The organism is Halobacillus campisalis, assembly GCF_030345335.1.
GTDB classification, from domain to species: domain Bacteria; phylum Bacillota; class Bacilli; order Bacillales; family Halobacillaceae; genus Halobacillus_A; species Halobacillus_A campisalis.
Window position 1 is genome coordinate 817669 of the sequence record NZ_JAPVRC010000001.1, and the last position, 13948, is coordinate 831616.

General features: G+C 41.7%; 14 protein-coding genes. 3 read left to right on the forward strand and 11 right to left on the reverse strand.

Annotation, left to right across the window (positions count from 1 at the left end; translation table 11 throughout):
• Positions 1-17: 17 nt before the first annotated feature.
• The 6 genes from O2Q26_RS04080 to O2Q26_RS04105 all read right to left on the reverse strand — a co-directional run bounded on the left by O2Q26_RS04080 (position 18) and on the right by O2Q26_RS04105 (position 4505).
• Positions 18-413, reverse strand: coding sequence for a DUF350 domain-containing protein (locus tag O2Q26_RS04080; RefSeq protein WP_289214663.1), 396 nt, complete (start codon positions 411-413; stop codon positions 18-20).
• Between the two features lie 14 nt (positions 414-427).
• Complete coding sequence (locus O2Q26_RS04085; protein WP_289214664.1) at positions 428-1099, reverse strand: DUF4247 domain-containing protein; 672 nt, start codon at positions 1097-1099, stop codon at positions 428-430.
• A 67-nt stretch (positions 1100-1166) separates the two neighbouring features.
• On the reverse strand, positions 1167-1838 hold the full coding sequence (locus O2Q26_RS04090) for a PspA/IM30 family protein (protein ID WP_289214665.1): 672 nt from the start codon (positions 1836-1838) through the stop codon (positions 1167-1169).
• 16 nt (positions 1839-1854) lie between these two features.
• Positions 1855-2364: a DUF4178 domain-containing protein gene (locus O2Q26_RS04095; RefSeq protein ID WP_289214666.1), complete on the reverse strand. Its 510-nt coding sequence runs from the start codon at positions 2362-2364 to the stop codon at positions 1855-1857.
• A gap of 134 nt (positions 2365-2498) precedes the next feature.
• Positions 2499-3617, reverse strand: coding sequence for an alanine dehydrogenase (gene ald, locus O2Q26_RS04100; RefSeq protein ID WP_289214667.1), 1119 nt, complete (start codon positions 3615-3617; stop codon positions 2499-2501).
• 129 nt (positions 3618-3746) lie between these two features.
• Complete coding sequence (locus O2Q26_RS04105; protein ID WP_289214668.1) at positions 3747-4505, reverse strand: SDR family oxidoreductase; 759 nt, start codon at positions 4503-4505, stop codon at positions 3747-3749.
• 92 nt (positions 4506-4597) lie between these two features.
• Between O2Q26_RS04105 and O2Q26_RS04110 the strand changes: the two genes are divergently transcribed.
• Together O2Q26_RS04110 and O2Q26_RS04115 are read left to right on the forward strand one after the other, a co-directional pair.
• A complete protein-coding gene (locus O2Q26_RS04110) occupies positions 4598-5944 on the forward strand; it encodes a cytosine permease (protein ID WP_289214669.1) in 1347 nt (448 codons plus the stop codon).
• 48 nt (positions 5945-5992) lie between these two features.
• Complete coding sequence (locus tag O2Q26_RS04115) at positions 5993-6439, forward strand: universal stress protein (protein WP_289214670.1); 447 nt, start codon at positions 5993-5995, stop codon at positions 6437-6439.
• Between the two features lie 850 nt (positions 6440-7289).
• Here the strand turns inward: O2Q26_RS04115 and O2Q26_RS04120 are convergent.
• The 4 genes from O2Q26_RS04120 to O2Q26_RS04135 form a co-directional block, all read right to left on the reverse strand.
• The gene (locus O2Q26_RS04120; RefSeq protein WP_289214671.1) at positions 7290-7802 is read right to left on the reverse strand and encodes a MogA/MoaB family molybdenum cofactor biosynthesis protein; all 513 of its coding nucleotides are present in this window, start codon (positions 7800-7802) and stop codon (positions 7290-7292) included.
• Positions 7802-8635, reverse strand: coding sequence for an EcsC family protein (locus O2Q26_RS04125; RefSeq protein ID WP_352232203.1), 834 nt, complete (start codon positions 8633-8635; stop codon positions 7802-7804). The genes O2Q26_RS04120 and O2Q26_RS04125 overlap by 1 nt, the downstream gene beginning before the upstream one ends.
• Positions 8636-8948: 313 nt before the next feature.
• Positions 8949-10136, reverse strand: a complete 1188-nt coding sequence (locus O2Q26_RS04130; protein ID WP_253937491.1) for an acetate kinase — start codon at positions 10134-10136, stop codon at positions 8949-8951.
• Between the two features lie 122 nt (positions 10137-10258).
• On the reverse strand, positions 10259-11251 hold the full coding sequence (locus O2Q26_RS04135; protein ID WP_289214673.1) for a class I SAM-dependent methyltransferase: 993 nt from the start codon (positions 11249-11251) through the stop codon (positions 10259-10261).
• Between the two features lie 232 nt (positions 11252-11483).
• On the opposite strand from O2Q26_RS04135, the gene O2Q26_RS04140 reads away from it, so the two are divergent.
• Positions 11484-12287 carry an NAD kinase gene (locus O2Q26_RS04140; RefSeq protein WP_289214674.1) on the forward strand — a complete coding sequence of 268 codons (804 nt, stop codon included), beginning with the start codon at positions 11484-11486 and terminating at the stop codon, positions 12285-12287.
• Positions 12288-12326: 39 nt separating this feature from the next.
• Here the strand turns inward: O2Q26_RS04140 and O2Q26_RS04145 are convergent, their stop codons facing one another.
• Positions 12327-13916, reverse strand: a complete 1590-nt coding sequence (locus O2Q26_RS04145; RefSeq protein WP_289214675.1) for an amidohydrolase — start codon at positions 13914-13916, stop codon at positions 12327-12329.
• Between the last annotated feature and the right edge of the window lie 32 nt (positions 13917-13948).

Here is a 13948-nt window from a genome sequence, read left to right on the forward strand (position 1 = left end):
GCTTTTCGATAAGAAGCTTATGTAATGGATGCACCTATAACAAAAGCTAATCCTATGGATACACCCATAGATATTATACCTACAGCTGTATTGTTACTCTTCAATTGAGTCTCTACTGAAAACTTTCTCGTAAATAATTCAAACAGCAAGTATGCAACCATTTGCAATACTACCCCGCAAATTCCCCACAAAAGAGTATCCATAATAGTATAGCTGTGATAAATCGCGAAGGAAAGAACAATACATATCCCGATTATTTTACCAGCAATCGACATAGCCACTGCTTGATTTCCGGCTTTCACTTCGTCCCAATCTTTGTACTGCCTTGTTAGTAACTCAAATATAAATAATCCGATAACAACTACTAATATTCCAACTGCAAAATACCCAACTGTAGCTAAAAGTGGTTCCATAAATATAGCCTCCTCTATTTTCCTGAGCCGGGACCTCCGCCTCGATTAGTTGACCCTCTGAATGAACCGGATCCTGAATTAGATCCTCCATACATCCCGTAACCACCGTAACAATCACCGCTTGCCCGACAGCTAGATTCTCTTTGGCTGGCCCAATTGTTCGAACCTAACATACTATTCAGTAGTGAATAGGCCACAAGCCCCTGGAAAAAGCTCGGTGAATAATTATTTCTCACAAATTCATCACTCGCAACTTCGATCAAAACCAGCCCAGGTTCCTCATCACTTTCTTGTAAAATCACAAACTCGTTAGGATAAAACAATACTTGCTTTCCTTCCTCGCGATCACTGATGTCTTCTGGGTTAATTTTATTCTCTAATTGCTCTGCGGTTTCCGGGAGCGTCAGCTCCTGAGTCATATAAATTTCGGAATCTCCTTCATCGGTTTCCACCGTATCAAGAAGCGGGAAGCTGTCTCTAATAACGGAACGAATCGATGTAGCCTCTGAATCATCGATTGCAGCCAGCACTTCGCTCCTTGACGGTTCATCGGGCAATTCTTGATATGTATCTTGCGCATTTGAACCTGACATTCCTCTTGAACCATTCCCGAAGTTGCCGAAGGAATTATAAGCAACGACAATCGCGATGATGATGACTATGAACAATCCAACATAATCCTTCAACTTCAGCTCCTCCTTTCATTAAAAAAATGAATTGTGCCTGAACAATCGTCAGGCACAACCGAAGCCGTTACTCTTTATTCATTTTCTTTTTAAGTTCTGCCAACTCATCATCCACACTATCTTTTTTATCTATTTCTTCAAATTCATCGTCTAAAGAACGGTTCGACTGCGATAGATCTTCGCTAGTCTCAGCTTCCGCTTCATACTGCATCACTCGCTCTTCCATACGATCAAATCCTTGGCGTGATTCATCACTTCCGATGCTGGACATGGTACGATTCATCTTCGTGCGTGTTTGAGCAGATTCTGCTCTTGCTTTAAGAGAATCCTTCTTCAATTTCATTTCCTGGTATTCTTTCTTCATCTCATCCAGTTTTTTACGAAGATTAGCCGAATCTTGTTCAGCACGCTCATAAGAAGTTTTAAATTGGTCTGCCTGCTGCTGCTGACTGTTTTTGTCTTCTAGTGCACGACGGGCCAGATCCTCATTACCTGCTTCCATGGCTTTCTCAGCTTGTTTCATCCGCTTGTCCGCCAGCGCTTGCGCATCATCATACTTGCGTTTCAGCATTTTCTCGTTGGCAATCTGCTTCGCCACGGCTGTTTCGGCGTCACGTATATCGTTCTCCATATCCCTCATGAATTGTTCCAGCATTTTCACCGGGTCTTCCGCTTTATCCAGCATTGAATTCAATTCTGCACCTACTACAGTTTTTACTCGGTTAAAAAATTTAAACATGATTCATTCCTCCTTATTATTTGGAACCTGCTATTATTTTGAGCTCAAACTCGTCAATATCATATCCGTAACTTACTTCAATCTCACTGCCCCATGACTCCAGCGACAGATAAGTTTCTTCATCATCTGCGATATACTCGGCATAGCGTATAGTACGGCCGTTAACATTCTGACTTCGGCCTTCCCCGACTACATACGCTTCACCCTCCTCATCTTTATGGTACGTACTTTCATTATAAACGATTTGAGCAGGAAAAGTATTCATAGGCAGCTTGACGGTTTCATAGATACCGAGTTCTAACTCCTCGTCCATCTCAGAAGCCAGCCATTTAATATTGCTTCCCTCTAGCAGCTGGTAGGAGAACCACTCGTACCCTCCGTCGCGATATGTGATTTTTCCAACCACCTCATAATCCACAAGATCATATGTGATGATATCTCCTACCTGAATATTAAGTGCTGTTCGTTCTTGCACTTCAGGTTGTTTAGCATCTTTATTTGAAAACAGCTTCGAAAAAAATCCCAAGTGTCCACCTCTCCTTTCTCTTGATCCTGTGTACCTGTTTATACGGATTATTCATCTGATTTGTTTCATTTTTTTTATTTTAACAAAAAAACAAAAGAGAAAAACAGCAGAACACTCAACATTCTGCTGTTTTATTATTTTTTCAGAAGATCTGCAGCTGCTGCATAATCCAACTGATGAGCGTCGGCTACGGCTTGATAAGTGACGAAACCGTCTAAAGTATTGATTCCTTTTAGTAAAGCCTCATTTTCTAAACAAGAGCGTTTCAGCCCTTTATCAGCTAACTGCAAGGCATATGGTACAGTTACATTCGTTAAACCGATCGTGGAAGTTCTAGGTACAGCGCCAGGCATATTGGCTACGGAATAGTGAAGAACCCCATGTTTTTCATATGTGGGATTATCATGAGTCGTAATCCGGTCAGTTGTTTCGAAAATGCCTCCTTGATCAATAGCCACATCGACTATGACCGCCCCTTCAGGCATTTCTTTTACCATTTCTTCCGTAACGATTTTAGGAGCTTTAGCTCCAGGTATAAGTACGGCCCCTATGACAAGGTCGGAAGCCTTTAGTGACTCTTGAATGTTCATAGGGTTAGACATCAGCGTATTTATATCTTTCCCGAAAAGGTCATCCAATTGACGCAGCCGCTCTGGATTCAAGTCGATAATGGTCACGTCGGCACCTAATCCGACGGCGATTTTTGCAGCATTCGTTCCTACTACTCCTCCTCCGAGAACGGTCACTTTACCTCTCTGAACTCCAGGAATCCCCGCTAATAATACCCCGCGTCCTCCATGAGGTTTTTCAAGAATTTGCGCTCCGATTTGAGAAGCCATCTTACCAGCAACTTCACTCATTGGAGTCAATAAAGGAAGAGAACCATTTGAAAGCTGGACTGTTTCATAAGCAATGGCTGCAACTTTACGGTCAATCAGCGCTTTTGTCAACTCTGGCTCCGGCGCCAGGTGCAAGTAAGTAAACAAAATAAGCCCTTCGTAAAAATAATCATATTCCTGGGGGAGAGGTTCTTTTACTTTCATGACCATTTCCTGACCCCACGCTTCTTTCGCAGTACCGACAATTACTGCGCCTGCTTCTTCGTAGTGTACGTCTGCGAAACCCGAACCGAGTCCCGCTCCTTTTTCTATGAACACCTCATGGCCTGCCTTCGTTAAAGTCATTACTCCTGCAGGGGTCATAGCGACACGATTTTCATTATTTTTCACTTCGATAGGTATTCCGATTTTCATATGCTTACACCCTCCAAATAAACACCGGTATTATACTTTAGTCCTTATAGTTCAACTATACCACCAAACTATAAAAGTTCCCATCCACAGAAGAAAACTGTACTTTGTTCTATCTCTTCACATCTGCTTCTACCTGTGACGATGAATGACGTCCAAACCACCAGTCACTTCATAGATCGTTCCTGTAATCATGTCCGAATCTTCTTCACAAAGGAAGGATATAGTCCGCGCAATATCTCCCCCTGTACCAGGACGGCCTATAGGCGTATCGGGATCTTTTAATGTTTTTCCTATATCAATTGATGCTTCTTTCATTTCACCTGTAATATTGCCAGGACAGATCATATTGGAAGTAATTCCGAATTCAGCTTCTTCAAATGCAATGCTCTTAGTTAATGAGACTAAACCAACTTTGGCCGCAGCGAACGCCGAACGATAAATCCATCCAGACGCTGAGTCAGCACCTTGAAAACCATAATTAATAATACGTCCGAATTTTTGTTTTCTCATATAAGGGAGAGTTAGTCTCAATAAATGGAACGCTGAGTCTAGGTTTCCACGAATCATCGAATTCCATTCGCCTGTAGAATAGTCGGCAAGCTTTTTCCTTTCAAAAATGTAAGGACCTGCATTGTTGATCAAGTAATCCACTCTTCCGAATCGTTCTATCGTCTCGTTGACCAATCGCTCTAAATCGTCCGCCTCAGTAACGTCGACTTGAACGGCATGAATACGTTCCTTTATATCTTCATAACTTGATATGAGATCTTCCACTTTAGTACGATCTGTCAAATAAGTGATCGTAACTGAATTTCCTCTTTCTAAGAAATCCTCTGTGACTTTTCTTCCTAACCCTTTTGCTCCTGCTGTAATGATAGCGTGCCGCATTGAAAGTCCTCCTTTATCAGAACCTTTTGTGTGTTTACTTTAGTAGGTTGTTTATGTAGAATTAATTCGTTAGAAAGGTAGTGAAAAAAACGTTGAATACTTCCTCCAAACATCGTAAGCGCTTATTAGAAACCATCGGTGTGGAAGCCGCGCCCAAAGAGCAAAGGGCAACGCCATGGTACCAGTTCGCCATCATTCAAATTGCGATAGCGGCTAATGCTGGTAATTTTCTTATTCCTGCCCTCGCCGTCATGGAAGGAGGGCTCACTTTTTCAGAAGGGGTGCTAGCCACTAGTTTCGGGGCAATAGCAGGTTTTATACTCGTTTCTTTACTTTCCTTACCCGGGGCAAGGCTTGGAGTTCCTGCACAATATGCCGTACGTACGATGCTCGGCTCTAAAGGTGCGAGGTACATTTCGTCTCCGATTAGAACTTTGACTTCTTTATACTGGTTCAGTGTACAAACCATCGGTGGAACTATGGTCATTCAACACTTGATGCTTCGATTAACAGGAATAGACATCCCATTTCATTTCTTTTCTGTGCCTTTTGCCATGCTTATGGTGATTTTAGCCATTATAGGATTTGAAGCCGTTAAAAAAGCGACAACTTTTTTTCTTCCTCTATTATTGATTGGAGAAGGAACCATTTTATACATATACTTTACTACAAGTGGGCGCACTCTTTCACAGGAGACGCTTGAAATGAACATATCCGCAAGTGGATCTATGATGCTTCTTTACGCAAGTCTAGCTTTCGTTCAATACGTATCTGGAGTCAATGCGGCTGCTGACATGACAAGGTATGCTAAATCTCCTAAGCATGGTTTTTTTGGGCTGCTCACTGGTAACACCATAGGTTTCATAATAACCGCTGTCATCGGCTGCGCCTCAGCATCTTTATTCAATCACATCAATCCTTATATTTCTTCAACTAACCAAACAACCTCGCCGATGTTAATATCGATCATTACAGCCACCGCCATTGTTTCTATGATTTCAATTAACATTAGTAATGCCTATACAGGAGGCTATAGTCTTCTTAATACGTTCAGCCGATTAACGAGAATACAGAGCGCCGTACTGTTTGGAACCTTCGGGGTGATTTGCAGCGGATTTCCCACTCTTGTAAGTGAGGCAGAATCATTCATATCAATCCTAGGCGGAATGATTATACCGATTTCAGCTATCATTTCAAGTGACTTCTTAGTCGTTAAACGAATGCGGTTGACAAGTGAAAGTTTGCTCCTTTTAAAAGATTCACAAAGCTTAAATCCTTATGCTTTCTTATTGATCATGTGCGGCGGAATCACATACTTCTTACTACCCCAATCCGCTTCACCTGGTTTTCTCACATTCGTCATTTTGTTTGTCCTTTACCCAATTGTCATGAAAGGGAAAAGTTACGGAAACGTTCAAAAAAAAGTTGAAATTGTTTGAAAGTAGTCATGATATAATAAAGGTAAGAAAAGGAAGGGAGTGTTCGTGATGACATTTGAATATAAAAACATTGTGGTAGCTGTAGATGGTTCTGAAACTGCTGAGGTAGCTTTTAAAAAGGCTATTGATATCTCTAATCGTAACGACGCCCAGCTTGTTTTATCTCATGTTGTTGATACTAGAGCTTTCTCTACGGTGGAAGCTTATGATCGGTCACTTGCTGTACGTGCGGAGAAATATGCAAAAGAACTTCTAGAGGAATATCAGCTGAAAGCCGAAAACGCAGGCGTGAAAAATGTGACCGTAAGCATTGAATATGGTTCTCCTAAAGTAAAAATCGCAAAAGACGTAGCACCTAAATTCAATGCCGATCTTATCATATGTGGCGCCACAGGTTTGAATCTAATGGAACGCTTCTTCATCGGCAGTGTATCTGAACATATCACTAGATATGCTTTATGTGACGTACTCGTAGTACGAGAAAACAAGTCTTAAGACATAGGCTTTGTTAAAGTTCCGTGTTGATATTCATATATGCTCCTTATGTTGAAGACTCAGTTTCGAGACATAAGGAGAATTTTGCGGCTCCGGGAAACGGATCGCTTTCCGGGGGGCGGGCGCTGATCCTCCTCCCCCAGGAGTCTCACCGTTTCCCTCCGCCCCATTGCTATATAAGTATCTCGAAACCGCTTCAAGAAAAAGCACACATTTCTGTTAGTACCCTGACTCGCATCCCAATTTTCAAATGTTGCGAGCCCTTTTTATAAAGCTCTATAACCGAAAGAATGAAGGGGTAAAACACGCTTCTTCTGAGTGAAAGTAGTTCTTTTTCTCACGTAACGTACTTCGCATTGGTGATTGGAGCGATCTACCTTTTTATAAAAGCGAAAGCGCTTAGTTCTGAGCTGCCGGAGATAAAAGAAACACGAAGTACATAGTGATTCGATGCCGACTTACAAACTCATTAGTCGCTAATCGCTATAGCTGAAGTACGCGGCTTAGATGAGAGCTCGAAAGTCTTTTTATGTCAAATGCCAAGGGGGTTCGTTCATTCCATTTCGTATGGGGTTGATGGGAAGCTGCGAGACTCCCGTGGGAGAAGGATGTAGGCGAGATCCCACAGGGCTGAAAAGCCCGAGGAAGCTCGCCACTTCCCCCACAGGAAAGCGAGTAGCTTCACAGCAATCCCAGCACTCTTTATCATAACGAACCGAGATTATCTCAAAATCAAGTCTTCCACTATCCTGCCATATTGTTGAATAACTCACTTATCAATATCAACTACCACCTTTAACATAGCCAAAACATAAAGCAACAACTCCACAGCATAAGTGGAGTTGTTGTTTTATAAATCCTTTCGAACTTCTCTTACAAGATGCTGAATTTCAGGGATAATCAGTTTATTCATGGCAAGCTTCACCGCACCACTTGACCCTGGCATGGCAAATATTATTGTATTGGCTGCTACGCCTGCTTCCGCTCTAGACAAAATCGCGGCTGACCCAATATCCTCGGTGTAGCTCAGCATTCGGAATATTTCTCCGAACCCCGGCAGCCCCTTATCAAATAAGGGGGTGACACTTTCTATAGTAACATCCCTCGCGGCTACTCCAGTCCCCCCGTTGATTAAAATGGCATCTACATCATTCCGTTCCATTCCATGGCGGACAGCAGCTTTGATTTTTAATTTATCATCGATTACAATCATATGATCCTTGACGACGTGGTTATCTTCTTGAAGGGCGTCGCTGATGTAAGCCCCGCTTTTATCCGTTTCCTTCGTTCGTGTGTCACTTACCGTAATAACCATACACTGCACAATATCCGGTGCTTCTTTTTTATGCTCTTCTACAGACACTATACTTCCCCCTTCTCCATAAGGTGTCGGTACTGATAAAACTTCGTAGCGAATTCCGAAACTCTTTTCGTAAGATTATAATTAGACTGAGCTCCAATCGCAACACTCACTAAAGGTATTCCTTGAAAGAGCTTCTTTCTAAACATTAAAATGAACAACGACTTGAATACTTGTTTCAAAGGCTGTTCAATCCAGGTTGATTCTGTGAGCCGGTCATCTCCTTCATAAATGAATGGAAGACTATTTGTTCCAATTTCTTCGATTAATTCATCCCATGCCTTTGCTTGCATTCTCTTTGGCAACGTCGCCGCATGAAATACTTTCAGTGAAATCATCATTTCGTAAGGGTGGTTCATCTCATAACCGAAAGTAAGCCCAACTAATTGAATCGTCCGGAGATTCATCCCCATCATCAGAGGGAAGTCAACCCCCAGTAGTACGAGCCCTCCTGTACCTGTCAATCCTCCTTGGGCAAATGAATAAAGCCGGCTGCGCGCTGTTTGTTGATCAGCTATGTAAGTCAATTGATCAATTGTCAGCTTTTTCATATCTTCCATCTGTTTCATATCCTCTTGAAAAATCCGGCCAACAGTTAATATCCGTTCTCTTGCATCCATTTGAAAGTTAGTCCCCTGCAGAAAAGCATGTGTATGAAATAACCAATCATCAAGTTTCGAAAAGAATTTCTCCTGCCATTCAGGACTGATTTGATTAAAAGAATCTTGAACCCAGTCTGAATAAACCATCTCGAAATCATTCGCCTCATAACTGATCTGACGTTTGCGCCATTTCTCGATATTTTCAAGTACTCTTTTTGTAGACAAAGGAACCACTCCTTTATTCTTTCACTTATTCCTATTGTATCCATAATATGAAAAGTTGAACATGGAGTGAAGGGTTTCTTTAACTTAAAATCTAAATCTATGTTAATTGAAATCTTAAATTTGTTACAAGATAGTTATTCAACTGGATGACAGGATTTCAAGATAAACGAGGTTCGTTGCCGTATTAGGAGTCAGGGGGGTGGGAATCTACTCGCTTTCCTTCCGCCCCTAAACTCGCACTATGTCTCCAAACTACGTCTTAAATATAAGAAAGCTTCTATAAAAAAACAGGTCAGCTTCGATGAGCTGACCTGTTTTAGGATTACAATCCTTTTTCTACTGTATCACGTGCTATCATAACTTCCTCATTTGTAGGAATAATCATAACTTTAACAGGAGAGTGCGGATAGTTGACGAAAGCTTCTTTTCCACGAACCTGGTTAAGAGAAGGATCCCAGTAAACTCCCATGAATTCAAGTCCTTTAAGGACACGTTCACGAATAGAAATACTATTTTCACCTACACCCGCCGTGAAAATAATTCCGTCAATTCCATGCATACGGGATGCGTAAGAACCGATATATTTGTGGATACGATTAGCAAACACTTCCAAAGCTAATTCTGCACGCTCGTCCCCTTCTCCTGCTTTCTCCTGTATGTCACGAAGATCACTTGAGAAACCAGAAAGAGCAAGCATACCACTTTCTTTATTTAGAACGTTCATGACTTCCGCTGCTGATTTACCTGTCTTCTCCATAATGAAAGGAATCAAGGCTGGATCAATGTTACCAGAACGAGTTCCCATCGTAACCCCAGCCAATGGAGTGAAGCCCATGGAAGTATCAATCGATTTTCCGCCTTCGATGGCAGCGATACTTGCTCCATTACCCAGGTGACAAGAAAGCAGACGCAGTTGATCTACTGGACGACCGAGCATTTCAGCTGCACGTTCAGAGACATATTTGTGAGAAGTACCGTGAAAACCGTATTTACGGATTCCGTAGTCTTCATAATATTCGTATGGAAGACTATACAAATAAGATTGCTCCGGCATTGTTTGGTGAAAGGCTGTATCGAAAATTGCAACATGCGGAACGTTTGGAAGTACTTCACGGAACGCACGGATTCCTGTCAAGTTAGCAGGGTTATGAAGAGGGGCCAGGTCAGAAACATCCTCTATTTCCTGGATGACTTCATCCGTAATCAAAACTGACTCACTGAACTTTTCACCGCCGTGGACGACACGGTGGCCCACTCCATCAATTTCATCCAGTGATTGAATAATCCCATGAGCTGTAAGCTTTTCTAGAAGCATTTTAACAGCTACCGCGTGGTCTTCGATATTTGTGACCGTTTTATCTTTTTCTTCATCAAACTCAATAGTAAATACAGAATCTTGTATACCGATTCGTTCAACTAATCCTTTAGTAACGACGGTCTCTTCAGGCATTTCAATTAATTGAAACTTCAAAGAAGAACTGCCTGCATTGATTGCAAGAATATTATTCAACGTTGTTCATCCCCTTAATTATAGGTTCGCATCTTTCTACCATTACCATTTAATCACCCGCACCAGCCAATTTCAAGGTCTAACCCATTTGATAACGTTTACTTGTTATATTTTTTATTTTCTCACAATTTTGTCGTTTTATAATCTTCAAACCATTGATTCATCTGAGCTAGAATATCAGACATGGCATTCGGATTTTTAAAGGATGGAAGCTTTACAAGCAAGGCTTGTTTAGGCGGCTTCGTTTCTTTCCCTTTTTTCTGCAGGATCAAGATGCTTTTGCCGTGTTTCTCGTCTTTAAATAAAGAATCGGACAATTGCAGCATCCCTACAATATGAGCTTCTTCCCGCAGGTACTCGTTCAGTTTTTGTGACTGATCACTATCGAACAAGAAATTAGGGACGATAAACATAAGGTAGCCGCCTTCTTTTGTGTAATTCAATCCCTGTTCAATAAACAGATGATGTGCGTAAGAATGCTCTTGCTCTGCTTTCAGTTTATAATCAGCCGCTTGCACTTCATCAGGATAATAGCCAACAGGGAGATCGGAAAAAACAAAATCGACAGGTTCCATCAAAAATGGCCTCAGACTGTCTTGGTGGAAAAATTCTATTTCATTTTTTTGGAGGTTGGCATTGGCCACGGCCAGCTGTATCAATGTTTGATCCACTTCACTGCCAAATGCCGCGACTTCCATGTCCAGCTGATTCATAACCGAAGTCATAAGGTTTCCGGTTCCAGCTGCAGGGTCAAAGATTTTGATAGCATCGCTGCCTTCTAATAGTTTTGATGCGACATATCCCATAAACATAGCAACGGAATCGGGGGTTATTAAGTGCTGCTGCTGGGTAGCACCCTTCATCCCTTTAAGAATAGATAGCTGAACGGCTTTTCTTATCTCTTCTTTTTCATAATCTTCCCGGTTCACTTTAACAAGTTCATTAGTGAGCTTCGTTTGAAGGGATTCTTCAATATCATCAAAAGGCTGCCCATTAAACAGTGTATCTAAAGTTTCTGCTAAGGCTTCTAGATAAGTGACGTTCATATCCTGCTCTACGATTGTGGCTGTTCCATCAATCCAAGTAAATAATTTTTCAACCTTTTCCTGATTCATCGTGGTCCTCCTATTTCATTGAAAAGGACGCTATTGTCAACAACACAACTTGCGCCCCATCAGTCTTTTATTTACGATCTTTTCTTCTTTTACCTTAACGGATAACGCAGGCTTATACAACATTTCACTATATTTGAAATAAAAACAAATGTAAAGGCAAGAGGCAGATGCTATCTATTACATATGCTAGATGATAAAATACAAACAGAAACCGTTATTAGGAGGAATTATGATGTCAAATCAACGTAGAAATCTTTATTTTTACTATCACCCTAATGAATACTTAAACGAGCAATTACAACCTTTGTTTGAATTAGCAAAAGAAAATGACTTTGAAATCGTAGGAAATCCCAGTGATGCCAATATCATCATTTCCGTCGGAGGAGATGGCACCTTTCTCCAAGCTGTAAGAAAAACAGGTTTTCGCCAGGACTGTCTTTATGTCGGAATCCGCAGTAAAGATGAAGCCGGTTTATACTGTGATTTTGATTTAACTAACTTTAACGAAATGGTTGATTCTATGCTTAATGCAGAGCTTGAAGTCCGCCGCTTTCCTGTGATTGAAACGACGATCAATGACGAATCAAGCTTCTACTGCCTGAATGAATGCAGTGTCCGCTCAACGTTGATCAAGTCGATAGTGATCGATGTTTATATAGATGATATCCACTTTGAAACGTTCCGAGGAGATGGACTGATTGTAGCAACTCCTACAGGAAGCACGGGCTATAATAAATCGACTAAAGGAGCTGTCGTCGATCCAAAGCTTCCATGCTTTCAGGTAAGTGAGCTGGCCTCTTTGAACAATAATCGTTATCGTACATTGGGATCTTCCTTTATCCTTGGGCCAAATCGTAAATTAAAGCTGCACGTTTTACAGGATGGGAATGACTTTCCGTTAGTCGGAATGGATAATGAAGCATACTCCATCAGAAATATTCGCGATGTAACTATTCGCTTGAGCGATAAAGAAGTCAAAACAGTTAAACTAAAAAATAATTCATACTGGGAACGAGTACAACGGACCTTTTTATAAAAGCCCAAAAAGCCAGCCTTATCCTGGCTGGCTTTTTCCTTACGTCCTCTGATACATGACCTCTCCATCAACTACCGTCATGTTAACCGTTGCATCAGCAAGCTCATATGGTTTTAAAGTAAATAAATCTCGATCAAGTATTGTAAAATCAGCTATATACCCTTCCGCAATTATGCCTTGCCTATGCTCTTCACTGATAGCGTAGGCACTTCCTTTCGTATATAGCGAAATAGCTTCATATACAGAAAGCCTTTCTTCCGCTTGATATACTTCATTATCATAGGCAGCTCTTCGATCGACGGCTGCTCTTATTCCCAGCAGAGGATTAACTTCCTCGATCGGAGCGTCTGACCCTCCTGCACAGGCAATTCCTGCATCCAATAAGGTCTTCCAAGAGTAGGAACTCTTTAACCTCACCTGCCCTAATCGATTGATTACCCATGGAAAATCAGAAGACACAAATGTCGGTTGTATATCTAATGAGATGTTCAACTTTCTTAACTTTTCAATAAGCGTCTGGCTTAATATTTGAGCATGAATTAACCTGTCCCTATCTCCCGTTTGCAAAGGATACTCCATAACTGCATCAACCACCGCTTCAGCAGCTGCGTCTCCGATCGCGTGGACAGCTATGGGCATGTTGCGCTTCCTGGCTTTCCTGACAAGTTCAAACAATTCTTGTTTTGAGTGCATTGGTACCCCTTTGTTTCCCCTATCATCTGCGTAATCTTCGGACAGCCAAGCTGTCCTGCCTCCAAGAGCTCCATCGGAGAAAATCTTCATAGCCCCTAGCTGAACGAATTCCTTTCCTTTTTTAAAGCCTAAACCTTCTTTGTCCATAGAATCGATTACTCCATGGTGAACCAAAAGATGGGCTCTGAACTTCATATCCTTCCCATTGATCACTTCATAGAAAGCGTTTAAAGTTTTTTTGAATCCACCGTAATAATTCAAGTCTTCTGTGTGACCGCCTACAAGCCCATAAGCATGCATATCGCGTACAGCAAGCTCAGTCGCCTTATTTAAGTATTCTGGTGTTACAGCTGGCATCGCTTGTTTAATTAATTCCTGGGCCTGATCATGGAAGTACCCTGTCAGTTGATCGTTTTCATCCCGGACGATAACGCCTCCCTGAGGGTTCTCAGTTTCTGAAGTTATACCTGCTGACTCTATAGCTTTCGTATTAGCTAACAGCGCATGTCGACATACTCTCGTCAGCATCATAGGGTGATGTTTAGAAATCTCATCGAGCTCATCTTTATGGATGATCCTTTTATCCTGCCATTGGTTTTCATTCCACCCATCACCAATGATCCATTCTCCAGGCTCTAATTGCTCAGCATGCTGCTTAAGTGCCTGTAAGACTTCTTCAGCCGATTTCATAAAGGTCAGGTCCAATCGCATCAGCCGTTCTCCATGTCCGATGATATGAAGGTGGCTGTCTGTAAACCCTGGGTACATGACGGAGCCTTTCAGATCGTTCTCCCGCGTAATTTCATTCTTATATTCACTGTAAAGCTCCTGGGTATCACCCGCTGCATGAATCAATCCATTATTAGTGATGACCGCTTCTACCCATTCGCCTTCTTTTTTCATTGTATAAATTTTTCCTCCATACCATAATTCCACCTTATATACCCCTTCCCGTAATCAGAATAAAA